At 66.4% G+C, this 25,114-nt stretch carries 26 protein-coding genes; 22 read left to right on the forward strand and 4 right to left on the reverse strand.

Annotated elements, in window-relative coordinates:
- Position 1: 1 nt before the first annotated feature.
- The 3 genes from prmC to AS031_RS03935 are packed head-to-tail and all read left to right on the forward strand — an operon-like array spanning position 2 to position 2,430.
- Positions 2–868 carry a peptide chain release factor N(5)-glutamine methyltransferase gene (prmC, locus tag AS031_RS03925; RefSeq protein WP_058266785.1) on the forward strand — a complete coding sequence of 289 codons (867 nt, stop codon included), beginning with the start codon at positions 2–4 and terminating at the stop codon, positions 866–868.
- A gap of 12 nt (positions 869–880) precedes the next feature.
- Positions 881–1,669, forward strand: a complete 789-nt coding sequence (locus AS031_RS03930; protein ID WP_058266786.1) for an L-threonylcarbamoyladenylate synthase — start codon at positions 881–883, stop codon at positions 1,667–1,669.
- Entirely contained in the window at positions 1,669–2,430 is a 762-nt protein-coding gene (locus AS031_RS03935; protein ID WP_058266787.1) for a WecB/TagA/CpsF family glycosyltransferase, read from the forward strand. Before AS031_RS03930 ends, AS031_RS03935 begins: the two co-directional genes overlap by 1 nt.
- A 6-nt stretch (positions 2,431–2,436) precedes the next feature.
- On the opposite strand, the gene AS031_RS03940 is transcribed toward AS031_RS03935, so the two are convergent.
- A complete protein-coding gene (locus AS031_RS03940; RefSeq protein WP_058266788.1) occupies positions 2,437–3,333 on the reverse strand; it encodes a glycosyltransferase in 897 nt (298 codons plus the stop codon).
- A gap of 289 nt (positions 3,334–3,622) precedes the next feature.
- Between AS031_RS03940 and AS031_RS03945 the strand changes: the two genes are divergently transcribed.
- The 14 genes from AS031_RS03945 to AS031_RS04010 all read left to right on the forward strand — a co-directional run bounded on the left by AS031_RS03945 (position 3,623) and on the right by AS031_RS04010 (position 17,069).
- Positions 3,623–4,735 carry an MraY family glycosyltransferase gene (locus tag AS031_RS03945; RefSeq protein WP_058266789.1) on the forward strand — a complete coding sequence of 371 codons (1,113 nt, stop codon included), beginning with the start codon at positions 3,623–3,625 and terminating at the stop codon, positions 4,733–4,735.
- A gap of 105 nt (positions 4,736–4,840) precedes the next feature.
- Entirely contained in the window at positions 4,841–5,323 is a 483-nt protein-coding gene (locus tag AS031_RS03950) for a hypothetical protein (protein ID WP_058266790.1), read from the forward strand.
- Positions 5,316–5,654 carry an AtpZ/AtpI family protein gene (locus tag AS031_RS03955; protein WP_058266791.1) on the forward strand — a complete coding sequence of 113 codons (339 nt, stop codon included), beginning with the start codon at positions 5,316–5,318 and terminating at the stop codon, positions 5,652–5,654. The genes AS031_RS03950 and AS031_RS03955 overlap by 8 nt, the downstream gene beginning before the upstream one ends.
- Positions 5,655–5,735: 81 nt before the next feature.
- Entirely contained in the window at positions 5,736–6,536 is an 801-nt protein-coding gene (gene atpB, locus AS031_RS03960; RefSeq protein WP_058266792.1) for a F0F1 ATP synthase subunit A, read from the forward strand.
- Between the two features lie 104 nt (positions 6,537–6,640).
- Complete coding sequence (gene atpE / locus AS031_RS03965) at positions 6,641–6,844, forward strand: ATP synthase F0 subunit C (RefSeq protein ID WP_009356484.1); 204 nt, start codon at positions 6,641–6,643, stop codon at positions 6,842–6,844.
- Positions 6,845–6,896: 52 nt separating this feature from the next.
- On the forward strand, positions 6,897–7,448 hold the full coding sequence (locus AS031_RS03970) for a F0F1 ATP synthase subunit B (RefSeq protein WP_058266793.1): 552 nt from the start codon (positions 6,897–6,899) through the stop codon (positions 7,446–7,448).
- Positions 7,448–8,275 (forward strand): F0F1 ATP synthase subunit delta, encoded by an 828-nt coding sequence (locus AS031_RS03975; RefSeq protein WP_058266794.1) that lies wholly within the window; start codon positions 7,448–7,450, stop codon positions 8,273–8,275. Before AS031_RS03970 ends, AS031_RS03975 begins: the two co-directional genes overlap by 1 nt.
- A 77-nt stretch (positions 8,276–8,352) precedes the next feature.
- Positions 8,353–9,990: a F0F1 ATP synthase subunit alpha gene (gene atpA, locus AS031_RS03980; RefSeq protein ID WP_058266795.1), complete on the forward strand. Its 1,638-nt coding sequence runs from the start codon at positions 8,353–8,355 to the stop codon at positions 9,988–9,990.
- A 73-nt stretch (positions 9,991–10,063) separates the two neighbouring features.
- Positions 10,064–10,954, forward strand: a complete 891-nt coding sequence (locus tag AS031_RS03985) for a F0F1 ATP synthase subunit gamma (RefSeq protein ID WP_058266796.1) — start codon at positions 10,064–10,066, stop codon at positions 10,952–10,954.
- Between the two features lie 83 nt (positions 10,955–11,037).
- A complete protein-coding gene (gene atpD, locus AS031_RS03990) occupies positions 11,038–12,492 on the forward strand; it encodes a F0F1 ATP synthase subunit beta (protein ID WP_058266797.1) in 1,455 nt (484 codons plus the stop codon).
- 1 nt (position 12,493) lies between these two features.
- Positions 12,494–12,778 (forward strand): F0F1 ATP synthase subunit epsilon, encoded by a 285-nt coding sequence (locus AS031_RS03995; protein ID WP_058266798.1) that lies wholly within the window; start codon positions 12,494–12,496, stop codon positions 12,776–12,778.
- A gap of 10 nt (positions 12,779–12,788) precedes the next feature.
- A complete protein-coding gene (locus AS031_RS04000; RefSeq protein ID WP_058266799.1) occupies positions 12,789–13,220 on the forward strand; it encodes a DUF2550 domain-containing protein in 432 nt (143 codons plus the stop codon).
- Positions 13,221–13,224: 4 nt separating this feature from the next.
- A complete protein-coding gene (locus AS031_RS04005; RefSeq protein ID WP_058266800.1) occupies positions 13,225–14,535 on the forward strand; it encodes an alpha/beta hydrolase in 1,311 nt (436 codons plus the stop codon).
- A complete protein-coding gene (locus AS031_RS04010; RefSeq protein ID WP_074446920.1) occupies positions 14,532–17,069 on the forward strand; it encodes a bifunctional lysylphosphatidylglycerol flippase/synthetase MprF in 2,538 nt (845 codons plus the stop codon). The genes AS031_RS04005 and AS031_RS04010 overlap by 4 nt, the downstream gene beginning before the upstream one ends.
- A 143-nt stretch (positions 17,070–17,212) precedes the next feature.
- Here the strand turns inward: AS031_RS04010 and AS031_RS04015 are convergent, their stop codons facing one another.
- A complete protein-coding gene (locus tag AS031_RS04015) occupies positions 17,213–17,416 on the reverse strand; it encodes a cold-shock protein (protein ID WP_058266802.1) in 204 nt (67 codons plus the stop codon).
- A gap of 293 nt (positions 17,417–17,709) precedes the next feature.
- Positions 17,710–18,405, reverse strand: a complete 696-nt coding sequence (gene nucS / locus AS031_RS04020; RefSeq protein WP_058266978.1) for an endonuclease NucS — start codon at positions 18,403–18,405, stop codon at positions 17,710–17,712.
- Positions 18,406–18,520: 115 nt separating this feature from the next.
- Here nucS and AS031_RS04025 point away from each other — a divergent pair, with 115 nt between their 5' ends.
- Both AS031_RS04025 and AS031_RS04030 read left to right on the forward strand, forming a co-directional pair.
- Positions 18,521–18,865: a hypothetical protein gene (locus AS031_RS04025; protein WP_058266803.1), complete on the forward strand. Its 345-nt coding sequence runs from the start codon at positions 18,521–18,523 to the stop codon at positions 18,863–18,865.
- Positions 18,866–18,909: 44 nt separating this feature from the next.
- A complete protein-coding gene (locus tag AS031_RS04030) occupies positions 18,910–19,707 on the forward strand; it encodes an alpha/beta hydrolase (RefSeq protein WP_058266804.1) in 798 nt (265 codons plus the stop codon).
- 23 nt (positions 19,708–19,730) lie between these two features.
- Here AS031_RS04030 and AS031_RS04035 read toward each other — a convergent pair whose 3' ends face one another.
- Positions 19,731–21,041, reverse strand: a complete 1,311-nt coding sequence (locus tag AS031_RS04035) for an AI-2E family transporter (protein WP_058266805.1) — start codon at positions 21,039–21,041, stop codon at positions 19,731–19,733.
- Between the two features lie 203 nt (positions 21,042–21,244).
- Between AS031_RS04035 and AS031_RS04040 the strand changes: the two genes are divergently transcribed.
- From AS031_RS04040 to AS031_RS04050, 3 genes are all read left to right on the forward strand, one after another.
- Complete coding sequence (locus AS031_RS04040) at positions 21,245–22,957, forward strand: DUF8094 domain-containing protein (RefSeq protein ID WP_058266806.1); 1,713 nt, start codon at positions 21,245–21,247, stop codon at positions 22,955–22,957.
- Between the two features lie 64 nt (positions 22,958–23,021).
- Positions 23,022–24,011: a tetratricopeptide repeat protein gene (locus AS031_RS04045; protein ID WP_058266807.1), complete on the forward strand. Its 990-nt coding sequence runs from the start codon at positions 23,022–23,024 to the stop codon at positions 24,009–24,011.
- Positions 24,011–25,108, forward strand: coding sequence for an NADH:flavin oxidoreductase/NADH oxidase (locus AS031_RS04050; protein ID WP_058266808.1), 1,098 nt, complete (start codon positions 24,011–24,013; stop codon positions 25,106–25,108). Before AS031_RS04045 ends, AS031_RS04050 begins: the two co-directional genes overlap by 1 nt.
- Positions 25,109–25,114 lie beyond the last annotated feature (6 nt).

A 25,114-nucleotide genomic window follows, 5' to 3' on the forward strand; every position in this document is an offset into this window, starting at 1 on the left:
TATGAATCCAGGCCAGACCCTCGCCGAGGCCGTCAGCGCGGCCACGGCCGTCCTCCGCGATGCCGGCGTGCCCAGCCCCCGGGTGGACGCCGAGCTCCTGGCCGACCACCTGCTCAACGTGGGACTCGGCCGGCTGCGGGCGCTCATGCTGGGGGATGCACCGGCCCCCGAAGGGTACGCCGAGCTCGTGGCCGAACGGGCCGGGCGGGTGCCGCTCCAGCACATCACCGGCGTGGCCCACTTCCGGTACCTGGAGCTGGCCGTAGGTCCCGGCGTCTTCGTCCCGAGGCCCGAAACCGAGTCCGTGGTGCAGCTGGTGATCGACCACGTCAGGGGGATGGCTGCGCCGCGGATCGTCGACCTGGGAACGGGATCCGGCGCCATTGCCGGTTCCATCGCACACGAAGTGCCCGGCGCCGAGGTCCACGCCGTTGAATTCAGCCCCATGGCGCACGCCTGGGCGGCCAGGAACCTGGAGCCCCTGGGCGTGCACCTCGTCCTGGGGGACCTGCGGACCGCACTTCCGGAACTCAACGGAACGTTCGACGTCGTCATCTCCAACCCGCCGTACATCCCTGCGGAGGCCATCCCCAACGAACCCGAAGTGGCCCTGCACGATCCGCCCGAGGCGCTGTACGGCGGGGGAACGGACGGCATGGAGCTTCCGACGGCGGCCGCACGGTCCGCGGCCCGGCTGCTGCGCCCCGGGGGCTACTTCGTCATGGAACACGCCGAAGTCCAGGCCGGATGGATTTCCGCACTGCTCGGCCGGCAGGGATCCTGGCGCGGGATCAGCACGCATCTGGACCTGAACGGCAAGGAGCGCGCCACCAGCGCCGTCCTGGCCGGACCGGGCCGCACGGAATGAAAGGATAGGCCAGTGACCACAATTTACGACTGCAGCAACGACGACCAGCGTGCCGAGGCACTAGAACACGCCCAGCGTGCCATCGGCGAAAAGAAATGCGTCGTCCTTCCCACGGACACCGTTTACGGCATCGCCGCGGATGCGTTCTCTCCGCAGGCGGTCACCATGCTGCTGGTGTCCAAAGGACGCAGCCGCACCATGCCGCCGCCCGTGCTCATTCCCCGCATCAACGCTTTGGACGGGCTGGCCACCGACGTCCCCGCAGAAGCACGGAAGCTGGCAGAAGCCTTCTGGCCCGGCGGGCTGACCCTCATCCTGCACGCCCAGCCGTCACTGGACTGGGACCTGGGCGAGACCAAGGGGACGGTGGCGCTCCGCATGCCGGCCGACGACGTCGCCCTGGAACTGCTGACGCTGACCGGTCCGCTCGCCGTCTCGTCAGCCAACCGCACCGGCCAGGCCCCGGCGCAGACCGCGGCGGCCGCCCGTGAGCAGCTCGCCGATTCCGTGGAGGTGTACCTGGAAGGCGGGTCGCGCCCGCTCGAGGGTGAGGCGGGCGTTCCGTCCACCATTGTCGATGCCACGGGACCGCGACTGCGGGTGGTCCGCAACGGCGCCGTGAGCCTGGACCAGTTGCGCGAACATGTTCCGGGCGTGCTGGGACTGGGCGAAGTTCCCATGGCGGAAGAACCCGCCGTCGACGAACCCGCCGTTGAAGGACCCGGCCCGGTAGAACCGGCCGCCGCTGAACCGGCCACGCCCGGGCAGCCGTCCGCGCCGGCTGCGGAACAGCAGCCTTGATGGCGTTGGACCGCCAGCAGATTCCCGTCCTGGACGTCCACGCCACACCGCTGCGTGTTCCCGAACTGGTCGAGGAGCTGGGCCGGTTCATCGAGGAAGGCTCCACCCGCACGGTGCTGGGCCACAACCTGCACAGCGTCACGCTGGCCTTGTCCGACGACGGCTTCCGGCGCCTGTACGAGGACAGCGACGTGGTGCTGCTCGATGGCGCACCGGTGCTGTGGCTGTGGGGGAGGACCGGGAACGCCTCGGGATCCGTCATGGACTACCGACTCGGTTCCACCGACTGGCTGCCTGCCCTCGGCCAGGTCCGCGGCCTGGAACGGATCGCAGTGGTGGGCGCGGGTGCCGAAGCCAACGCCGGTGCGGTCAGCCGGCTGCAGGCCATTGTTCCCGGCGCGCGCGTGGCGGGTTTTCCGGGTGAAGGCTGGAACCCCGGGCTGGAGGACGCTGCCGTGGCATGGCTGCACCGGGAGCAGCCGCAGCTGGTCCTGATCGGGCTTGGCATGCCGTTGCAGGAGGACGTGCTGCAGCGACGGCTCGCCGAACTGCCGTCAGCTGTCTACTGCGCGGTGGGCGGCGCCATCGAACAGCTGGCCGGAATCCAAAAGCTTGCGCCGCGCTGGCTGGGCCGGATGGGCCTGGAGTGGGCCTGGCGGCTCCTGCTGCATCCCCGCCGCGTGGCCTACCGGGTCTTTGGTGAACCCTGGGTGTTGCTGTGGCTCCTGGCCGCCAGGCGATTTTCCCGCCGCGGCCGGTAGCCGGGGCTAGAACTTCTGGTCCTCCAGCGGCCCGAAGCCCTTGCCGCGCAGGCCGGTGCTGAACGCCCTGGCCCAGGCCAACAGCCCGGGAAGGTCCCGCCGCTGCAGGAAGTAGCCCAGGTAGCCGCCCACATCGGCAACGAAGGAGCGGACGCGGAAATACCGGCGGATCAGGTAGCCGCGGTTCCGGTAGTAGTAGTAGCGCTTGAACGCGGACTCCGGCACAATGACGTGCCACCGCGCTCCGAAGACGTGCCGGGTCTCCGGGAACGCGTGCGGGTGGGTGATGGCGGTGGTGGTGACGGTTCCGAACCTGATGCCGGCCTGGCGCAGGCGGAGCGTGAAGTCCACCTCGTCGCCGCGGATGAACAGCCGCATGTCCGGCAGGCCCACTTTGAAGAACACATCGGAGCGGATCAGCGCACCGTTGAAGAAGTGCCCGTCGTCCGGGAGGAAGCCCAATTTCTCCACGTCCGCACGCTCGTGCGTGACCTTGCCGTCCAGCCGGAAGAAGAAGGAGAGCCGGTCGGGCTGCCCCGGGGCGGTCACCAGCGGGACCACGGCCTCCAGGCCGCGGGCCTCCGCTTCGCGCACCAGGGTGGCGAGGCACTCGGGGTCACCGGGGACGGCGTCGTCATCCATCATCCAGATCCACCGGGCGCCGCTGGCCACCGCCTTGAGGGCCGCAAGGGCAAAGCCTCCCGCGCCGCCCAGGTTCGCTTCGGAGCGCACATAGTCCACGTTCGGATGGCGCTCAGCGACCTCGCGGGCCGGAGCCGTTCCGCTGTCCACCAGGCAAATGGAGTCCACTGCGGTGGACTGGGCGTTGATGGATTCCAGCAGCACGGCGAGTTCCTTCGGGCGGTCGAAGGTCACGGCTGCAACAGCAATGCGGGCGGTCATGGGGGTCCTTTCAGCATGGCTGTCAGGGGTTTCCCTGCTCCCGTTGCGCGAGTGTGGCGCGGAGCCATGAAGCCGTTGGCGCTAGTATCTTTGACTAGAGTCCACTGTAATACAGCCCTGTAAGGCGCTGCGCGTATGGCTATGCGCACCGCCTGCGGCGTGCTCGGCGACGGAGAAGTTTCATTTATCGACGAACAGATTCCCGGCCAGTGAGCCCACCCACCGAGGACCGGCCGCAGGCGCGGCGGTCCGGCATTGTTCCCGCTACACCTGAAACGGCCGCCACCCCATGATCATGTACCTGCTCATGGGCCTGACAGCCGCAGTGGTGTCCTACGCCGCGACGTGGGGAGCCCGGGTAGTGGGCCACCGGCTGGAACTGCACCAGCCAATCCGCAGCCGCGACATGCATTCCACCCCCGTTTCCAGGCTTGGCGGCGTGGCCATTTTCCTGGGCGTGATGGTGGCGCTGATCGTGGCCAGCCAGTCGTTCTTCGTCAAGGACATCTACCGGAACAACTTCTCACCCTGGGGAGTGCTGGCCGGGGCGGCCGTCATTGTCCTGGTGGGCATCGCCGACGACCTGCTGGATATCCGGTGGTGGGTCAAGCTGATCGGGCAGAGCGCCGCAGCCCTCACCGTCGCCGTCTGGGGCGTCCAAATGACGATCGTGCCCTGGGTGCCCGAGCCCATCTACCTGGAGAACGGCACGCTGCGCGTGGTGCTGACGGCCGGGCTGATCGTCACCACCATGAACGCCTTCAACTTCATCGACGGCCTGGACGGACTTGCCGCCGGCGTCGCCATCATCGGCGGAACCGCCTTCTTCTTCACCGCCTACTGGGTGCACCGGAACGCCGTCCTGCTGGACTATTCGGACCTTGCCACCCTGGTGACCGCTGTGCTCGTGGGCGGCTGCCTCGGCTTCCTGCCGCACAACTGGTTCCCTTCCAAGATCTTCATGGGCGACTCCGGAGCGATGCTCATTGGGCTCCTGATGGCATCTGCCGGTGTGGTTTCCACGGGGCAGATCACCTCGGGCCTGTACGACCGTGCCAATGGCATCTCCACGGTGATCCCCATCCTGCTTCCCTTCGCAGTCCTGTTCCTCCCGCTGCTGGACCTGGGGCTGGCGGTGGTTCGCCGGACCGCCCGCGGACGTTCGCCGTGGTCCGCCGACCGCGGGCACCTCCACCACAAGCTGCTGGACATCGGCTATTCACACCGCACGGCCGTGGTGCTGATGTACCTCTGGACGGCCGTGCTGTCCTTCGGCGGGTTGGCCTTCGCCATCTTTCCCTGGCAGATCGTGCTTGCCGTTGACCTCTTCGCCACCCTGGTCATGGGACTCGTTACCGCCTGGCCCTATCTGTCCCGCAGCGGTGAGGAAACGGCCGCTTAACGCCGTGCGGAAACCATTTCTATCTCGTGTAGAATTTAGGGGCAGCACAAGCTGCTCCTCCACCCTGCTGGCTGACCGCCATTCGCCACCGACGATTGGGATCGCATGACCTCCAACGCCGAGCCCGGACCTGTGTCCGGCAAAGGACCCGTTGGTGCATCCGGCCCCACCGGATCCCTGTGGCTGCGGCTGCTCAAGCTCAGCGCTGCTGCCGCGGCGGCCGGGCTGGTGCTCTGCGCAATTGCCGCCATGCTGCTCGACGGCGGTGCTGCCGCCCTGTCCAGCGCCGGCGGCGGTCTCCTGGTGATGCTGTTCTTCGGTATCAGCCTCCTGGTTGGCCACTTCGTCGGCCGCAGCAATCCTTCCGGAGCGATCGGCGTCTTCGTTGCCACCTACTTCATCAAGGTCGTGGGATTCGCGGCCGTGCTGTTGATCCTCGGGGCGCCCGCCTGGCTGCAGGCCCGCTGGTTCGTGGCTGGTGCCGTCGTGGCCGTGGTGCTGTGGCAGGTCGCTGAGATCTACGGCTTCAGCAAGGCCCGGCTGCAGATCTACAACGATCCGGAAGACAAGGAGGCACCCCGTGCGTAACCCAAGGAAACACGGTGCGGCCAGCGGCGGAAGCCACGAACGCGGCACTTCCGCGCCCGGCGTGTCCGGTGAAAACGCCGACGGCGGGTACAACGCCGGGATGGCTGTCTTCAGCTACATCATTGGCGGAATCATCGTCTGGAGTTTGATAGGGTGGGGATTGGATTTTGTGTGGGGAACACGCTGGATTGTGCTCGCAGGCGCTCTGCTTGGAGCCATCGGAGGTTTTTACCTTTCCCACATGCATGGCCTCACCAGTTCCCGCAAAAATGCTGGTGAGCGTCCTGCTGCCGGCGGTCCGTCCGAGGACGGCGACACGAATGCCAAATAATTTCACAGGGGGAACAGCAGGCCTTCAGGCTGCCGGACCCCGCCCAACGCCCAATGATGGACACTGCAGAGAGGAAACGCGTTGATCGCGCTTGCGCTCCCGGCCCAAGATTCAGGAGAGTTTACACCTCCTGGAATTAACGAAATGCATTTGCCGGCAATCCTGCCGTGGGGTGCCGCAGAAGGATTCTCCAAGCAGATGCTGCTGGTCCTCCTCTCTGTCGTCATCATCGGCGCCTTCTTCGTGCTGGCCGCACGCAAGCAGCAGCTGGTACCCGGCAAGCTCCAGTTCGCCGGCGAGGCCGCCTACGGCTTCGTCCGCAACGGCATCGCCAAGGACATCATCGGCGGCCGCGACTTCATCAAGTACGTGCCCCTGCTGTTCAGCCTGTTCTTCTTCATCCTGGTGAACAACATCTACGGCGCCATCCCGCTGTTCCAGCTCCCCACGTTCTCCCACGTGGGTGGAGCGTATGTGCTGGCCGGGCTCGTCTACTTCACCTGGATCGCCATCGGCATCAAGAAGAACGGCCTGCGCTACTTCAAGCTCGCCACCGTTCCCTCCGGCGTTCCGTGGTTCATCCTCCCCATCGTGATCCCGATCGAGATCATCTCCAACTTCCTGGTCCGGCCCGTCACGCACAGCCTCCGTCTGTTCGCAACCATGCTCGCAGGCCACCTCATCGTGATGATCGCCGGCTCCGGCATCGAATACCTGGTCATGCAGGAAAACCTCCTGCTCAAGGGCACTTCCGTGCTGGTCCTGGCCGGTGCCATCGCCATGTACATGCTTGAAGCCCTGATCATGGTCCTGCAGGCCTACGTGTTCACGCTGCTGACCGCGATCTACATCGAAGGCGCCCTGCACGCCGACAGCCACTAGGCCCGCCGCCCGGCCTGCCCGGGAGGTACACACAGAATTCCCCTCACGGGGATGAAGCAACCCAAACAACCTGCCACATGGGTGGCATCTTGAAAGGAAGAAAAATGGAAGGCAATCTCAACCTCGTAGGTTACGGTCTGTCCGCAATCGGCGGTGGTATCGGTGTTGGCCTGGTCTTCGCTGCCTACATCAACGGTGTTGCACGCCAGCCGGAAGCACAGCGCGTCCTGCAGCCGATCGCGTTCCTCGGCCTCGCGCTGACCGAAGCCCTCGCCATCCTCGGCCTGGTCTTCGCCTTCGTTCTCTAGTTCCTGGAACGAAGCGAACTTTCAGAACCGAGTAGAAAAGGACGGGTGAAATATGAATCAGCTGATCATCTCAGCCGCCACTGAGGGCGAAGTAAACCCCCTGATGCCCAATCTTTGGGAAATGGGCGTCACCCTCGTGGGCTTTGCCATCCTCATGTTCATCGTGGTCAAGTTCGTTGTCCCGATGTTCGAAAAGACCTTCGCCGAGCGCGCCGAGGCCATCGAAGGCGGCATCGCGAAGGCTGAAAAGGCTCAGGCTGAGGCGTCTGCTGCACTCGAAGAGTACAAGCAGCAGCTGACCGACGCCCGCACCGAAGCAAACCGCATCCGTGAGGAAGCACGCGCCGAAGGTGCACAGATCCTCGCGGACCTCAAGGAGAAGGCTGCTGCCGAGTCTGCACGCATCACCGCGCAGGCCCACGCACAGATCGAATCCGAGCGCCAGGCGGCCGTTGTGTCCCTGCGCTCCGAGGTTGGCACCCTGGCCACCACCCTTGCCGGCCGCATCGTGGGCGAATCGCTCAACGATGACGAGCGTGCAGCACGGGTTGTGGACCGTTTCCTGGCAGATCTGGAGTCCCAGAACGCAGGTGCAGCTAAGTAATGGCAGGCGTATCGAGCGAATCGCTGGCAACAGCCCTGGCCGCGCTGGAAGGAAAGCTTCCCACCGCGTCGCTGCAGCTGGCAAAGGAACTCTTCGGAATTCTGGGAATGGTGGACAGCTCGGCTGGCTTGCGCCGCGCCCTGACTGACCCGTCCCGCAACGGTGACGAGAAGTCGGCGCTGGTCAGGCAGCTGGTTGGCGGAAAAGTCTCCGCTGATGCTGCAGACATCGCGGGCGGACTGGCCAGTTCACGCTGGGCATCGGCGCGGGATATCGGCGATGCACTCGAGACTCTTGCCGCAACGGTGGTCATTTCCGTTGCTGAAAACAAGTCGGCCGTTTCTGCCTCCGGCATCACCGGCCTGGAAGAGCTGGAGAACGATCTGTTCTCCTTCAACCAGGCTGTGGCGTCCAACCACGAGGTACAACGTGCTCTGTCCGAACCGCAGGCCAGTGCCGCCGCCAAGGCAGCCCTCGCCGAAAAGCTGGTGCCCGGGGTCAGTGAGGAAGCCAAAGTCCTCATCACCCAGGCAGTGAGCCAGCCCCGCGGAATCAAGCCGACCCGGCTTGTGGAACGGTTCGCCGAACTGGCGGCCAAGCGGCAGCAGCGCTGGATTGCAACGGTCAGCGTGACCCGTCCCCTGTCGCAGACGCAGCAGGCACGCCTTCAGGCAGGCCTGAACGCCCTGTACGGACGGGAGTTGAAGATCAACGTTAACGTTGATCCGGCACTCATTGGCGGCATCCGCGTCCAGGTCGGTGACGAAGTGCTCGACGCTTCCGTCATGACCAGGCTGGGCGAGCTGCAACGCCAGCTGGCCGGCTAGCCGGACAAGCACAACCACACTGATAGAAACCCCGGTCACCTGACGGTGATCACAAAACAGGAGAGCAGGGACTGCAGATGGCCGAATTGACCATCAACGCCGACGACGTCCGTAATGCGCTGAACGAGTTCGCGGCGTCCTACGAACCCGGAAACGCAGAGCGCGTAGAGGTCGGCCGCGTAACCACCGCTAGTGACGGCATCGCCCGTGTTGAGGGCCTTCCCTCGGTCATGGCGAACGAGCTGCTGCGCTTCGAGGACGGCACCCTGGGCCTGGCCCAGAACCTTGACGTCCGCGAAATCGGCGTCATCATCCTCGGCGACTTCACCGGCATCGAAGAGGGCCAGGAAGTCCACCGCACCGGACAGGTTCTGTCCGTTCCCGTGGGCGACGCCTTCCTCGGCCGCGTTGTCGACCCGCTGGGCGTGCCCATCGACGACCTCGGCGAAATCAAGGCCGAGGCCACCCGCGCACTGGAGCTTCAGGCTCCCGGCGTGACCCAGCGCAAGTCGGTGCACGAGCCGATGCAGACCGGTCTCAAGGCAATCGACGCCATGATTCCGATCGGCCGCGGCCAGCGCCAGCTGATCATTGGTGACCGCCAGACCGGCAAGTCCGCCATCGCGATCGACACCATCATCAACCAGAAGGCCAACTGGGCTTCCGGCGATGTGACCAAGCAGGTCCGTTGCATCTACGTGGCCATTGGCCAGAAGGCATCGACCATCGCCGCCATCCGCCAGACCCTGGAAGAGAACGGCGCCCTGGAGTACACCACCATCGTGGCGTCTCCGGCTTCCGACCCCGCAGGCTTCAAGTACCTGGCACCCTACGCCGGTTCTGCGATCGGCCAGCACTGGATGTACGGCGGCAAGCACGTCCTCATCGTCTTTGATGACCTGTCCAAGCAGGCCGAGGCCTACCGTGCAGTGTCCCTGCTGCTCCGCCGCCCGCCGGGACGCGAAGCCTACCCGGGTGACGTCTTCTACCTGCACTCCCGCCTGCTGGAGCGTTGTGCGAAGCTGTCGGACGAACTGGGCGCCGGATCCATGACGGGCCTGCCGCTGATCGAGACCAAGGCGAACGACGTTTCCGCCTACATCCCGACCAACGTCATCTCCATCACCGATGGCCAGATCTTCCTGCAGTCCGACCTCTTCAACGCCAACCAGCGCCCCGCTGTTGACGTGGGTGTCTCGGTGTCCCGCGTGGGCGGTGCCGCACAGGTGAAGTCCATGAAGAAGGTCTCCGGTACGTTGAAGCTGGACCTGGCCCAGTACCGCGACATGCAGGCGTTCGCCATGTTCGCTTCCGACCTTGACGCCGCGTCCCGCCAGCAGCTGACCCGTGGTGCACGCCTGATGGAACTGCTCAAGCAGGGCCAGTACTCGCCGTTCCCGGTCGAGAACCAGGTTGTGTCCATCTGGGCCGGCACCAACGGCTACCTGGACGACGTTCCGGTTGAGGACATCAGCCGCTTCGAGGGCGAATTCCTGGAGCACCTCGCCCACAAGTCCTCGATCCTGACCACGCTGGCGCAGACCAACGTGCTGGACGACGACACTGTGGCAGCCCTGAAGTCCGCCATCGTGGACTTCAAGAAGGGTTTCTTCGGCGAGGGTGACAACCACCTGGTAGGCGCCGGCCACGAGGAGCATGACGCCATCTCCGAGGGCGAAGTCGACCAGGAAAAGATCGTCAAGCAGAAGCGCTAGTTCCGACGAACGGGTGTGCCGGGCCCACAGGGTCCGGCACACCCGGTTTACGGAATGTTAGGAAAGGATAAGTATGGGAGCCCAGATCCGGGTCTACCGCCAGAAGATCAGCTCGACCACGTCGATGCGCAAGATCTTCAAGGCGATGGAACTGATCGCTACCTCGCGCATCGGGAAGGCCCGTGCGCGCGTAGCAGCTTCACTGCCTTACGCGAACGCGATCACGCGCGCCGTTTCTGCTGTCGCAAGCCAAAGCGAAATCGACCACCCGCTGACCACTGAGCCGGAGCAGATCCGCCGTGCCGCCGTCCTGGTAATCACCTCGGACCGCGGCCTGGCCGGTTCCTACTCCGCCAGTGTCCTCAAGCAGGCGGAAGGTCTCAACGAGCTTCTCCACGCTGAAGGCAAGGAAGTCAAAACCTACCTCGTGGGCCGCAAGGCACAGGCCTACTTCGATTTCCGGAACCGCGAGTACGCGCGGGTCTGGACCGGAGGGACCGACGCCCCCGAGTTCGCAACTGCCCGCGAAATCGGCGCGGCACTGCTGGCCGACTTCGCCGCGGACTACGAAGACGGCGGTGTGGATGAAATCCACGTCGTCTACACGCGCTTCAAGTCCATGGTGACGCAGGAGCCCACGGTCATCCGCCTGCTGCCGCTGGAGGTCGTGGAAGAGGAAGCCGCCTCAGAGTCGGACCTTCTGCCGCTCTACGAGTTCGAGCCGGAAACCGAGCAGGTTCTCGACGCGCTGCTTCCGCGGTACATCGAGTCCCGCCTCTTCGCCGCAATGCTTCAGGCTGCCGCATCCGAACTGGCTGCCCGCCAGCGCGCGATGAAGTCGGCAGGGGACAACGCCACGGAACTGATCAAGAAGTACACGCGTCTGCGCAACACGGCCCGCCAGGCCGAGATTACGCAGGAACTCTCCGAGATTGTTGCCGGCGCCGACGCCCTCGCGTCCTAGCCGGTACCGCCACGGATTCCGCGGAACCTGCACCACAACAGATAAACTTAACCCCACGCCATCTACTGAATGAAGTGAGAGAGATGACTGCCACTGCTACCGAACACGTAGCCGCGACCGCCGGTGCCACCGGCCGGATTGCGCGCGTCATCGGCCCGGTTGTCGACGTCGAATTCCCGGCTGACGCAATCCCGTCGATCTACAACGCCCTCACCACCGAGGTCACCCTCAACGGTGAGACCAAGACCATCACGTTCGAGACCTCCCAGCACCTGGGCGACAACCTCGTCCGCGCCATCTCCCTGCAGGCTACTGACGGACTGGTCCGCGGCACGTCAGTGGTGGACACCGGCGCCCCGATCTCCGTCCCCGTCGGCGACGGCGTCAAGGGCCACATCTTCAACGTCCTGGGCCAGCCCCTCGACGTTGCCGAGTCGGAACTGGACGTCAGCGAACGCTGGCCGATCCACCGCAAGGCCCCGAACTTCGCTTCGCTCGAAGGTTCCACCGAGATGCTGGAAACCGGCATCAAGGTCATCGACCTGCTGACCCCTTACATCAAGGGTGGCAAGATCGGCCTGTTCGGCGGCGCCGGCGTGGGCAAGACCGTTCTGATCCAGGAAATGATCACCCGTGTTGCCCGCAACTTCGGTGGTACTTCCGTCTTCGCCGGTGTGGGCGAGCGTACCCGTGAGGGCAACGACCTCTGGGTAGAAATGGAAGAGGCCGGCGTCCTCAAGGACACCGCCCTTGTTTTCGGCCAGATGGATGAGCCGCCGGGAACGCGCCTGCGCGTGGCACTGTCCGCACTGACCATGGCGGAGTACTTCCGCGATGTCCAGAACCAGGACGTGCTGCTGTTCATCGACAACATCTTCCGCTTCACCCAGGCGGGCTCCGAGGTGTCCACCCTGCTCGGCCGTATGCCGTCCGCCGTGGGCTACCAGCCCAACCTGGCAGACGAGATGGGCCTCCTGCAGGAGCGCATCACCTCCACCAAGGGCCACTCCATCACCTCGATGCAGGCCATCTACGTTCCCGCAGATGACTACACCGACCCGGCCCCGGCAACGACCTTCGCACACCTCGACGCGACCACGGAACTCTCCCGTGAAATCGCCTCCCGTGGTCTGTACCCGGCCGTTGACCCGCTGACCTCCACCTCGCGCATCCTGGATCCCCAGTACATCGGCAAGGACCACTACAACACGGCTGTCCGTGTGAAGCAGATCCTGCAGAAGAACAAGGAACTCCAGGACATCATCGCCATCCTCGGCGTTGACGAACTCTCCGAAGAGGACAAGATCGTCGTGTCGCGTGCACGCCGCATCCAGCAGTTCCTCTCGCAGAACACCTACACCGCAAAGCAGTTCACCGGTGTCGAAGGCTCCACGGTTTCCATCAAGGACACCGTCGAAGGCTTCGCGGCCATCTGCGACGGCGAACTCGACCACATCGCGGAGCAGGCGTTCTTCAACGTCGGCGGCCTCGATGACGTTGAGCGCCAGTGGGCCAAGATCCAGGAACAGACCAAGTAATATGGCTGAGCTTGAGGTTGAGATTGTCGCAGCGGACCACTTTGTGTGGTCCGGAGCGGCCAGCATGGTCAAGGCCCGCACCAGCGATGGTGAAATCGGAATCCTGCCCGGCCACTCGCCCCTGCTGGCGATCCTGGCCGAAGGTGAACTGGCAATCCAGCCGGTGTCCGGGGACCGCATTGCGGTAGACGTTGACGGCGGATTCTTCTCCGTCGACAACAACCGGGTGGTCATTGTTGCTGACAACGCCCAGCTGGGCGGCTCGGCTACCGCTGGGATCCGCTAGCACGACCTTGATGGACGCATTCGGTCTTCCGTTCATCGCACTGGCAATCGCCTTCGGATTGCTGATTTTTGCACTGTGCCTTTCGGGGGTACGCCGCTTCAACCTGCGGCGTGCCCTCGGCACGGTGGACGCCTCCATCTGCATGGCTGGAAACAGCTGGCAGATGGGGGTTTGTCGTTATCAGGACAACGACCTTGAGTGGTTCAGGCTGCTCTCGCTCAGTGTCCGTCCCAAGCACAAGTTCAAGCGGCATTCCCTTGAACTCCTGGGCCGCCGCAAGCCCACTGAGGCCGAGGCCGTCAAGGTCCAGCCCGACGTCGTCATCGTGGAACTGCGCTATGAAGGGCAGGACCTGCGGCTTGCCATGAAGTTCGACGCCTATACGGGCCTGTCATCATGGCTGGAAGCCGGGCCGGTCATCGGCGTGGGCACCTGGCGCTAGCCGCGTGGAGTGGATCTACGACATCCGGCTGACCGACGGCCCCGTCTACTGGGCCGCCATCATCCTGGGCATTGGCGGCGCCGCCTTTCTGCTGGTGCCGCCCCGTCAACCCGTTCGTGTCCGGTGGCTCTGCCGGATCCTTGCCGCCACTGCCGCGGCCTTCGCGCTGGTGGCCACCGTCCACTGGGCGCTCATTAACCTCTACTCCGTCTTTCCGGAGAACATTCCCGATCCCGTCCTGCTGTGGCTCGTGCCGGCAGTGGCCGCCGTGCTTCTCTGGCTGCTGCGCCTGCCGCGCACCTCCTGGAGCCGGCGCGGCGGCGGGCTGGTGGCGGCACTTCTGGTGATCGCCCTCTCCAGCGTCCAGATCAATGCCTACTTCGGCCTCAACCGTACCGTCAGCGACCTCACCGGCAACGCGCTGTCCCGTATTCCCGTGCTGGAACAGGGCCTGACCCGCCAGGCAGGGGCACAGGACGGGGCGCCGATCCGGAACTGGCGGCCGCAGGGCGCGATGCCGGACGGCGGATCGCTGCGCAGGGCCACCATCCCCGGCACCAAATCCGGGATGGACATGCGCGACGCCTACATCTACCTCCCGCCCGCCTACTTCGCGCAGAACCGTCCGGCGCTTCCGGTCCTGTTACTTATTGCCGGGCAGCCCGGCGGCCCTGCGGATTGGCTGACAGGCGGCGCATTGCGGGGACACATGGATTCCTTCGCCGCGTCGCACGGTGGGGTGGCGCCGGTGGTGGTGATCCCGGACGCCAACGGATCGCAGAACGCCAACACCATGTGCATGGACAGCCGGATCGCGCGCGCGGACACCTACCTGTCGGAGGACGTGCCTGACTGGATCAGCACAACGCTCTCCGTGGACACAGACCACAGGCACTGGGCGGTGGGCGGTTTCTCCTTTGGTGGTACCTGCGCCCTCCAGCTGGGCACCCGCCACCCGGACCTGTTCCACGATGTCCTGGCCTTTTCCGCTGAGGCTGAACCCGCCATTGCCAAGGAGCGCCAGAAGACCATCGATGCATCCTTTCCCGGGGACCCCGATGCCTTCCTGCGGCAGACCCCGTTGTCCATCATGGCGGAGCGCCGCTTTGACGGACACGGGCTGTACCTGACGGCGGGCCAGAACGATACTGAGTTCGTGGGCTACCTGAAGACCCTGGCCGACGCCGCCGGAAAGGCCGGTTTCACCGTCCAGGCCTACGAGGTGGAGCACACCGGCCATTCCTGGGACACCTCCTCCAGGCACTTCAGTGACGCCCTGCAGTTCCTGGCCGGCCAATGGGGAGCCGGCGGATGAGCGGGGGACAGCAGACACGCACCATGGCCCTTGCCTGGGACACCGTTGTCCGGCCGGTTCTGGGCCGCACGGCCGCCGGATTGGCCGCGATGCCCTTCACGCTGTCCGTCCTTGCGGTCTTCCTCCTGGCAGGAGCCGCCACCGGAAGCTTCCTCGCAGGCCCGCCCGAACACCTGCTGGACATTGCCGGTGTGAGCGGTCCCGGCCTGCGCGAGGGACGCTGGTGGTCCCTGTTTTCCAGCCTGTTCTTCGCCACCAATCCCACCGCGTACCTGGTTGCATCGCTGATGATCGTGGTGCTGTTGGGCCTTGCCGAACGGAAGCTCGGGGTCCGAGCGGCAGCTGCGTTGCTGTTGGGCGGCCAGTTCGCGGCGGTCACGCTGTTCCTGCTGGTCACCCAGCTTGCTGCGTACGTCGGCGACGGGTGGCTGGATACCATGACCGAGGTCATCCTGATCGGTCCCTACGCGCCGCTGCTCGCGGCAGGCCTTGCCGGCAGCGCCAGGCTGCCCGTGCTGTGGCAACGCCGGCTCCGTACGGCGGCGTTGTCCATTTCCCTGCTGCTGGTCCTCTACGTGGGGCATGCCGAAACGGTCATCGGCCTGCTGGGTGCCCTCCTCGGACTGCTCGCGGGATGGTGGATCCAGGGCGATGAAGGGAGACTGCACCGGCACCGTTCCACCGGACGGGAGGCGCGCAACCTGCTGGCGCTCATGGTGGCCGTGTTCGCGGTCGGCCCCATCCTCACCGGCATTACCCGTGCTCCCACGGGACCGCTGGCGCTGCTCCGCGACGTGGTCCTCAACCCGCTTCCCACCCTGGGCCAACTGGCGTTCAACTGCGGCACAACCGTCGAGGCATCCTGCCTGGAGGCGGGCCGCGCGGGCTTCGCCGGGCCCTTCGGGCTTGCCCTGGCCATCGTCCCCGTGGCCCTGCTGCTCATCTGCGCCGACGGGATGCGCCGGGGCAGGCGGATGGCCCTGAACATCGCCTTGGCCATCCAGCTGGCCGTCACGGCACTGGCGGCGGTCTACCTTGCGTTGTTTGCCCTGGTGCCATCCCGGCCGCAGGCCCCGCACGCGGCCCCCATGGGTTCGGCGTTCGCCCACGTGCTGCCGCTGGTCGTGGTCCCGCTGCTTCTTTCCGCCGTCCTGTGGCTGAACCGCCGGCAGTTCCGCGTGCAGACCCTGCCCTCGGCCAGGCGGGCCCTTGCCGTGCTGGTGGGCGGGTCCTGGGGAGTGCTGGCTTCCGCCTACGCCACCGCCTGGTTCGCATCCGGCGGGATGAGCCGCGACGGCGGCATGCTGGGGCTCTTCGCCGAGCTTGCCCGGCAGTACGTGCCCGTGCCGATCCCGCAGCATTTCCACCGCGTCTTTGCCGACCGCAACACCGTTGAAGCTGTCCTTTTTGCCTATTCCGGTCCGGTGTTCTGGCTCATTGCGCTGGCGGCAGTGTGGTGGGCACTGCTGGGCGGGAACCATGGGCACGATTCCGGGCGGCAGGACCGCGCCCGCGCCAGGGCCCTGCTCCACCAGGGTGGCGGTCCGTTGTCATGGATGGCGCTGTGGGAACCGAACACCTACTGGTTCAGCCCCGACGGCCAGGGGGCCATGGCGTACCAGCAGCACGGCAGCGTCGCCCTGACCCTTGGGTGCGCCATCGGCCCGGCGGAATCCCGCCAGGCGGTCACGGAAGGCTTCCTTGCCCACTGCCGCCGCGAGGCCCTGATCCCGGCGCTGTATTCCTGCGACGACGCGCTCTGGCCGGTCCTGCGCGAACGCGGCTTCTCCCGCGTCTCGGTGGCGCAGGAAACCCGACTTGCCATCCGTGAACTGGAGTTCAAGGGCAAGGAATGGCAGAACGTGCGCACAGCGCTCAACCGGGCGGCCAAGCTCGGCGTGCACGCCGTCTGGGGTCCCTACAGCGGCCTGCCGGCAGCCCTCCGGACGCGGCTGAATGAGGTATCTGAAGAGTGGGCTGCAGGAAAGACCGTGCCGGAAATGGGCTTCACGCTGGGCGGCGTGGACGAACTGGACGACGACGAAGTGCTGTGCTGCCTCGCCGTGGACGGAGAGGGCAAGGTCCACGGCTTCACCAGCTGGCTGCCGGTGTACGACGGCGGTCGGCTGGTCTCCCGGACGCTGGACGTCATGCGCCGGGGCGCCGGCGGGTTCCCCGGGGTGATGGAGTTCCTGATTGCCTCCGCCGTGCTGGAACTGCGGGGATCGGTCGAGGTGATCTCGCTGTCCGGCTCACCGCTCGCCAACGACGGTGCGGACAGCGGGGACGCCCGGGACAGCGCCCGGAACCTGGTGCGCATCCTTGACCTGGTGGGACATGCCCTGGAACCGGTCTACGGGTTCCGCTCCCTGGCTGCCTTCAAGTCGCGGTTCAAGCCCGAATACCGTGCCTTGTACCTCTACTACCAGGATCCGCTTCACCTTCCTGCGATTGGCCGGGCACTGACCAGGGCGTACCTGCCCGGGCTGTCCCTGCCGCAGGGTGCCAGGCTGGTCCGTAATTTGGTCACTTAGGACTTTGCGCGGTGGGACCCCGGTCCGGCGAGCAACCGGGTGGCAGAAATGTGAATAAAGAAATAGGCGTTGAAATAAGAATGGCCCCCGGCTAAAAGCCGGAGGCCATTCCTGGTGCCGCCGAGGCGGGTCAGTCCCGTGGACTAGACAACCGAGACGCCGGTGGCCTGCGGGCCCTTTGCGCCCTGGCCGATTTCGAACTGGACACGCTGGTTCTCGTCCAGGGTCTTGAAACCGGAGGTCTGGATCTCGGAATAGTGGACGAAAACGTCGCCGTCCGAGTCATCCGGGGTAATGAAGCCGAAGCCCTTTTCAGCGTTGAACCACTTGACGGTTCCCTGTGCCATTTATTTCTCCTCATTGTGGAACTTTTTAAGATCGGCACACCTCGTACCGGCCTTGGTCACTCCGCGAGAAGAATCCTGAATAACCGCCCAATAAACGGATGGTGCTGCAGGAGCTTCGCGCTCGCAACATGTCTTGCGAGCATGAAAAACACCTACACAAAGACTGCCTTAAGAATTCCATGCCCGTTCCCGCAGGTCAACGCTTCGGAGAAGGAATCAGGCAAAATTTGGGTAAAGAACCGGTAAAAGCGGGTGCCGCCGATCAGAAGTGCACGGCAAGGCATTCGCGGACGTTAAAAGAGGCGGGATTCGCTGTCGTCCACGCCGCGCATCGCATCGTAATCGAGGGTCACGCAGTCGATGCCCCGGTCGGTGGCCAGGACCTTTGCCTGAGGCTTGATCTGCTGGGCCGCGAAGATGCCGCGGACCGGTGCCAGCAGGGGATCACGGTTGAGCAGTTCCAGGTAGCGGGTGAGCTGCTCCACCCCGTCAATGTCGCCGCGCCGCTTGAGCTCGATGGCCACCGTGCCGCCGTCGGCATCCCTGGCCAGGATGTCCACCGGACCGATGGCGGTGAAGTATTCCCGCCGGATCAGCGAGTAGCCGGTGCCCAGCGTTTCGATCTGGTCGGCGAGCAGCCGCTGGAGGTCCGCCTCCACGCCGTCCTTGATCAGCCCCGGGTCCACACCGAGGTCATGGGACGTCTCACTGAGCTTCTCGTGGATGTTGATGATCAGGCGGTCATCCGTCTTCGCTGACTGGACGGTCCACTGTTCAGCCACCCCGAGTTCAAGGTCCACCTCGTCCGGAGTGGTGACGCGGAGGGTGGCCGGCGGGCTCATCCAGTTCAGGGGCTTGTAGGAGCCGCCATCGGAGTGGACCAGGACCGATCCGTCAGCCTTCACCAGCAGGAGCCGGGTGGCGAGGGGGAGGTGGGCTTTGAGCCGGCCAACATAATCAACGGAGCATCGGGCTATCACGAGTCGCACGCCGTACACACTACCGCGTGGCGCACGGGGAAGGACGACGCCGGCGGGCCGCGCGGCCGCGGCGGCAAGCCGGCGTGTGTGCCGGACCGGCCCCGCCCTGGGGCAGAATGGAGGCATGCCGCGTTCCAACCGTCCCCGCCGCCCCGTGTCCGGAAAAGGCACCGGCAGGGGATCGGCGAAGAAGGCCGGGGATGCGCCCGGGCTGGACCTCGAGCGCGCGCGGGCCGGGGTCGCACGGCGCGAAAGCGCTCCGGACGGGGAGTGGATGGTCCGCAGCATGACGGCACGCAACGCCGCCAAGACGTACATCTGTCCCGAGTGTTCCACTGCGGTGCTGCCCGGAGTGGCGCACCTGGTCGTCTGGAAGGACGACCACCTTTTTGGCGCAGCCGCCGGCCTGGCGGAGCGCCGCCACTGGCATACGAACTGTTGGAACACCCGCAGCTACCGCTACCGGTAGCGTTCGGTCCGGGAAGCCTCCGGCGGGTCGCTAAGCTGGCAGTCATGACTTTTGATCCGGCGTCGTACGAATTCAGCCAGTCCCCGGGCCCCGTTGCCATCCGCGCGTCCACTGTCCTGCCTGCCCGGCGGGAGAACGTTGAACTGCAGACGGGGGACGGTCACACCCTCGTGGGGGAGTTGGCCCTGCCGGAGTCCGGGCCGGTCCGGGCCACGCTGATCACCCTGCACCCGCTGCCCACCCACGGCGGCTTCATGGACTCGCACGTTTACCGGAAGGCGTCCTACCGGTTGCCCGCCCTGGCCGGCGTTGCGGTCCTGCGGTTCAACACCAGGGGCACGGCCTCCCCGCGCGGCACCAGCACGGGCGCGTTCGAGGAAGGGATCGGCGAACAACATGACGTCGAGGCTGCCGTCCGGTTCGCCGTGGACCGCGGCCTGCCCAACCGGTGGCTGGTCGGCTGGTCCTTCGGGACCGAACTTGCCCTGATGTACGGTGCCACCGAACCGGTCGCGTCACAGGTGGAAGGGGCCGTCCTGTTGTCGCCGCCGCTGCACAGGGCGCAGGAGAAGCACCTGCAGCTGTGGGCGGACTCGGGCAAGCCCCTGACCGTCCTGGTGCCCGAGCATGACGACTTCCTGAAGCCTGCCGACGCCGCCCGGCGCTTCACCGCCGTCCCGCAGGCCCGCGTGCTGGGCGTGGACGGCGCCAAGCACCTGTGGGTGGGGGAGAAGTACGCCGCCCGGGTCCTCAACGAGATCGTGGCGGTGGTCACCGGGGACGCCGGCCACACCCCGCTGCCCCAGGAATGGGAAGGCCCGGCCGCAACCGCGGCCGGCTGACCCGCGTTGCGCCGCCGCCGGTCCTAGTGCTGGTCCTGCCTGACGATGTAGATCTCCTTGATCAGCAGCAGGATGGCGGCGGCGGTGGGAATGGCGATCAGGGCGCCCAGCACGCCGAGCAGGCTGCCGCCGGCAATGACCGAGATGACCGCCACGGCGCCGGGAACGGCCACCGCCTTCTGCATGATGCGCGGGGAGATGAAGTAGGCCTCGAACTGCAGGTAGGCGAAATAGCAGACCGCGTACACGGCGGCGGTCTGCCAGCCCACGGTCAGGGCGATGAGCACCACCACCACACCGGCGATCATGGCGCCCACCAGCGGGATGAACGCGAGCAGTGCCACCACGAAGGCCAGCAGGAGGGCAAACGGCACTCCCACGATCGACATCACGATGAAGGCGAAGGTGGCATTGAGCAGCGCCACGCAGGCCTGGCCAATGACGTAGTTGCCCACCGACCGGGTGATGGCATCCGAGAGCGCCTCCACGCGCTGCCGGCGCGACCGCGGGGCCAGCCGGTAACCCCACTTCTTCATGGCGGGAAGGGCGGCCAGGAAGTAAAGGCTGAGGACCAGCACGATCAGCGCGCCGAACAGGCCGTTGGCCACGGTGGAGCCGAACCCGACGACGCCGCCGGCAATTCCGCCCATGGCGTTGGGGTCGTTGACGAACTTGTTGACCTCGTCGGCGATCCGGTCGCGGACGCCGAACTGGTCGTCGAGGGTGCGGAAGAGGTCGGAGTTCATGAAGTCCCGGACCCAGGTGGGAGCCTGCTCCACGATTTCGGTGACCTGCTGGACGATGGTGGGGATCAGCGTCGCGAAGAACCCGACGACGGCCGCCACCAGGACCGCGACGGACAGCAGGATCCCTGCCGGCCGGGGAATCCTGCGGTTCTCAAGCCACTTCACCACCGGTTCCAGCCCCAGGGCAATGAACAGCGCGGCGACAATCCAGAGCAGGAGCTGGGTGGTGTGGGATCCGATCCAGTAGACCAGCAGTGCCACGCCGACGCCGACGGTTCCCATGAAGCCCATGTACAGCGGGTGCTGTGGAGACATCCGCGGCCCGGGTGCCCCGAACTGGGGCCGGGTCACGCCGTCCGGGTCTTCCAGGGGCTCGACAGTGTCCGAGGTTTCCGGCGGCATCTCGAAGCGCAGCCGTGGCTGGGCGCCGGGGAGTGGCTGGCGGAGGCGGCGGGCCAGGAAGCCAAGGGCTGCTGCGGCGGTCCCTTTGCGGCGGCCGGGAACGGAGCCCTGGGCAGCCTGTGCAGCGTGCCCGGCGCCTTGTGCCCCGTCCGCTGCCTGGGGGGACTCATCGGTGGTGTCAGTCACTGGTTTTTGGCGCCCGTTCCGTGCATGGCACCGCGTTCGCGGGCCGGTGTGATGATCATCGCAAACACTATCAGCAGGCTTGTCAAGACCTGCGGAGGAGGCCCGCAGGGCGCACTGAGCCTGCATGCCGGCAGGGGGATTCACGCCCCTGAACTGGGGTTTGTGGTAACGAAACGGTTACCATTGGAGCTAAACCCCCGCTGATGATAGGTGTTCCCTTGCGTTTAAAGACTGCAGCCGCACTTGTGCTGCTCGGCCTCCTGACACTGCTGGCCGGCATCGGCCAGAAGACCATCTGGGCCCCATCCGAGACTTTCACCGCGTCCGCTCCCGCGGATGCCACGGCCGCCCCACTGACCGTCTTCGACCAGAAGCTGCGAACCCTTCACGGCGGGACCGTCACCATCGACATCCAGGGTGACGGCAATTTCATGCTGGCCGCGGGGCGCCCCGACGACGTCGAGGCCTGGGTGGGCAACGCCGCGCACAACACCATCACGGGAACGTCCGAGGATGGCAAGTCCCTCCAGGTTGAACATGCCGACGGCGAAGCCGCGGTGCCCAACCCGGCAGGGTCGGATCTCTGGGTCACCACCGAGAACGCCAGCGGCGACCTTGAGTACCAGTGGACTCCTCCAGCCGACGGCGACTGGACCCTGCTGCTGGCGTCCGACGGAACCAAACCCGCCCCCGCATCGATCTCCATGACCTTCCCCAATGACACGTCCACTCCGTGGGCTATTCCGCTGATGGTTCTTGGCGCCCTGCTCATCGTCGGTGGGATTGTCCTCGCCGTGCTCTCCACCCGGCGCCCCGGAACCGGCGACGGCGCTGACGGCGAAGGCGAAGGAGGGGGCAGTGCGTTTGCCCGCCGCGCCCGCGCCCGCAAGCAGGCCCGGACCACGTCCCGCGCCACCATGGCTGCCGCCGGCATTGCCGCCGTCGTGATGGCCGGCTCCGCCACCGCGGCCACTGCCGCAACATCGCCTGCCCCGGCACCCACCGGCTCCGCCCCGGCCCAGGGCCAGGACTCCGCTCCGGTCCTGCTGGACGCCCAGTTCCGCCGCATCCTGGAACAGGTTTCCAGCGCCGCGGACGCCGGCGACGCGGCCAAGGACGCTGCCAAGCTGGCCGACCGCGTTGGTGGAACCGAGCTGGAGGTCCGCACGGCAAACTACAAGATCCGCTCGCAGGTGGGCTCCTACGAGGCCCGCATGCCGGTCCGTTCCACCAAGCTGCTGACCACGGTGGTCACCACTGACCGTGAATGGCCGCGGTCCGTCCTCGCCGTGACGCAGGGCGACGGCAACGTCGTCCCGCAGCTCCTGACCCTGGTCCAGAAGTCCCCGCGCGAGAACTACAAGCTCATGGAGACCACGCCGCTGCAGCCGGGCACCACGTTCCCCTCGATCAGCCGCGGTGGCACCGGCACGCTTGAAGCCAATGGCAAGAGCGGCCTGCTGTACAGCGGACAGGAAGCCTTGTCCGGCCTCGCTGACCGCCTCACCAGCGCTGACTCGGCGTTCAAGGACAAACTCGTGGAAGGCGAGTCTTCGCCCTACATCGCCGACACGCTGTCCTACCAGGCCGAAGTGGTCAAGGCCGGTGAAAACGGCAACTTTGCGTTCACCCACAAGGTGGTTCCGGACGGCACCGTGGTGTTCCGCACCGAAGATGGCGGCGCGCTGGTGCTCGGCCGGATCAACTTCGGCTTCGAAGGAACGCCAAAGGCTGCAGGCGACAAGCTGTCCATCGGCGACGACGCGGCGGCACTGGCCGGCGGCAAGGAAACCACCACCGGCATGGTCCTCAACTTCGCCGAGTCCGTGGCGGTCTACGTCCCGCCGGCAGGATCGTCGGACCCGATGAAGCTCGTGGCGGCGACCCGCGGACTCGTGGGAGCCAGCTTCAAGTAACCTGCGCCGGGCGTCCCGGCAACGCAGTGCCCCGGCAGCGGCCGCAGTGGCTAGAGTGGAAAGCATGAGTTCGCCTGCTTCCCGTCCAGTCCCTCCGGCCGCTGCCAACCTGCTTAACCTGCGCGGCGCCGTCGACCTCTCCAGCCTGAAGCAACGCCCTGCCACGCCTCCGCCGACCGGCGGGGACGGTGCGGGCAATGCCACTGCTGCCGACGCAGCCGGCGGTCCGTCCGCACCTCCGCTGCGGGTTGAGGTCACCGAACAGAACTTCCAGCAGCTCGTGGAACTTTCCGCCCAGGTTCCCGTGGTTTTTGCGCTCTGGGCTCCGTACTCGCCGGAATCAACGGGCGCCCTGGAGATCCTGGAGCGCGTGGTGGACTCCTACGGCGGCCGCCTGGTCCTTGGCGCTGCCGACATCGAAGCCTTCCCGCAGCTGGCGCAGGCCTTCCAGGTCCAGGCGGTGCCCACCGCCGTCGCGGTCCTCAAGGGACAGCCGGTGCCGCTCTTCCAGGGCCGCGCCGAGGAGGACCAGGTCCGCAGCCTCTTTGACGAGCTGCTCAAGGTCGCTGCCGCCAACGGCGTGACCGGCAGCCTTAACGCCGGCGAGGCCGGTGAGCCCGAGCCGGCCCCGCTGCCGCCGCTTCACCAGGCAGCCTACGACGCCATCGACGCCGGCGACTACGAGGCGGCCGCACAGGCCTACCGCCAGGCCCTCAATGAGATGCCCTCCGACCACGAGGCGAAGGCCGGCCTGGCGCAGGTGGAACTGATGGCCCGGCTGCAGGCGGTCTCCGCCCAGGACAGCGAAGCGGTCCGCACCCTGGCGGCCGACGAGCCGGACAACATCGAGGCACAGCTGGGAGTGGCCGACCTGGATATCGCCGGCGGCCACGTCGAGGATGGGCTGAACCGGGTGGTGGCGTTCATCGGACGCAACTTCGGGCCGGAGCGCGAGACTGCCCGGGTCCGCCTGCTGGAGCTTTTCGACGTGGTGGGGGCCTCGGACGAACGCGTCGCCAAGGCGCGCCAGGCGCTTGCGAGGGTGCTGTTCTAGTGCCGGCGCTGTTCGAGCCCCTGGCCCTGCGATCGCTGGAACTCCGGCACCGGGGCTGGGTTTCGCCCATGTGCCAGTACAGCTGCGATCCCGACGCCGGGCCGGGGGTTCCGAACGACTGGCACCTGATGCACCTGGGATCCTTCGCCGCCGGCGGCGCCGCGCTGATCCTCACCGAAGCGGCCGCCGTTAACCCTGAAGGCCGCATCAGCCCCCGCGACGCCGGCATCTACAACAGCGAACAGGCCGCGGCCTGGCACCGGATCACGTCCTTTGTCCACCGGCACGGGGCAGTGGACGCCAAGATCGGCGTCCAGTTGGCCCATGCCGGCCGCAAGGCCTCCACGTACTGGCCGTTCTCCGGGCAGCGCGGCAGCGTCGAGGCGTCCGACGGCGGGTGGACAACTGTTGCCCCGTCCGCGCTGGCCTTCGAGGGGTACAGCACGCCGTCGGCGATGACGGGGGAGCAGATCCGCGCAGTGGTGGCCGATTTTGCCGCGGCGGCGTCCCGTGCGGTGGACGCCGGCTTCGACACCGTCGAGATCCACGGCGCACACGGCTACCTGCTGCACCAGTTCCAAAGCCCGCTCACCAACCTCCGCACGGACGAATGGGGCGGCGACGAGGACCGAAGGAACCGGCTGACGCTCGCCGTCGTCGACGCCGTCCGGGCGGCCATCCCGGATTCCATGCCGTTGCTGCTCCGGATTTCGGCCAGCGACTGGGCGCCCGGCGGCATCGGACTGCCCGAGTCCATCCGGCTTGCCCGGCAGGCCGCCGAACGCGGCGTGGACCTCATCGACGTTTCCAGCGGCGGGGCGGTGGCGCACCAGAAGATCACTGTCGGTCCCGGCTACCAGACCGGATTCGCCGCGGCCATCCGGAAGGAAGCCGGGGTCCCCACCGGAACCGTGGGCCTGCTGACTTCTGCCGGGCAGGCCGAGCATGCGGTGGCGACCGGCCAGGCGGATGCCGTGCTGATCGCCCGGGCCGCGCTGCGGGACCCGCACTGGTGGCTTCGGGCCGCCTTCGAGCTGGGGCACGACCTGCCCTGGGTTCCCCAGTACGAGCGCGCCCTGCCCCGGCGCTCGTTCTGACCGGGA

Origin of the sequence: Pseudarthrobacter enclensis, from assembly GCF_001457025.1 — a bacterium.
Lineage (GTDB): Bacteria > Actinomycetota > Actinomycetes > Actinomycetales > Micrococcaceae > Arthrobacter > Arthrobacter enclensis.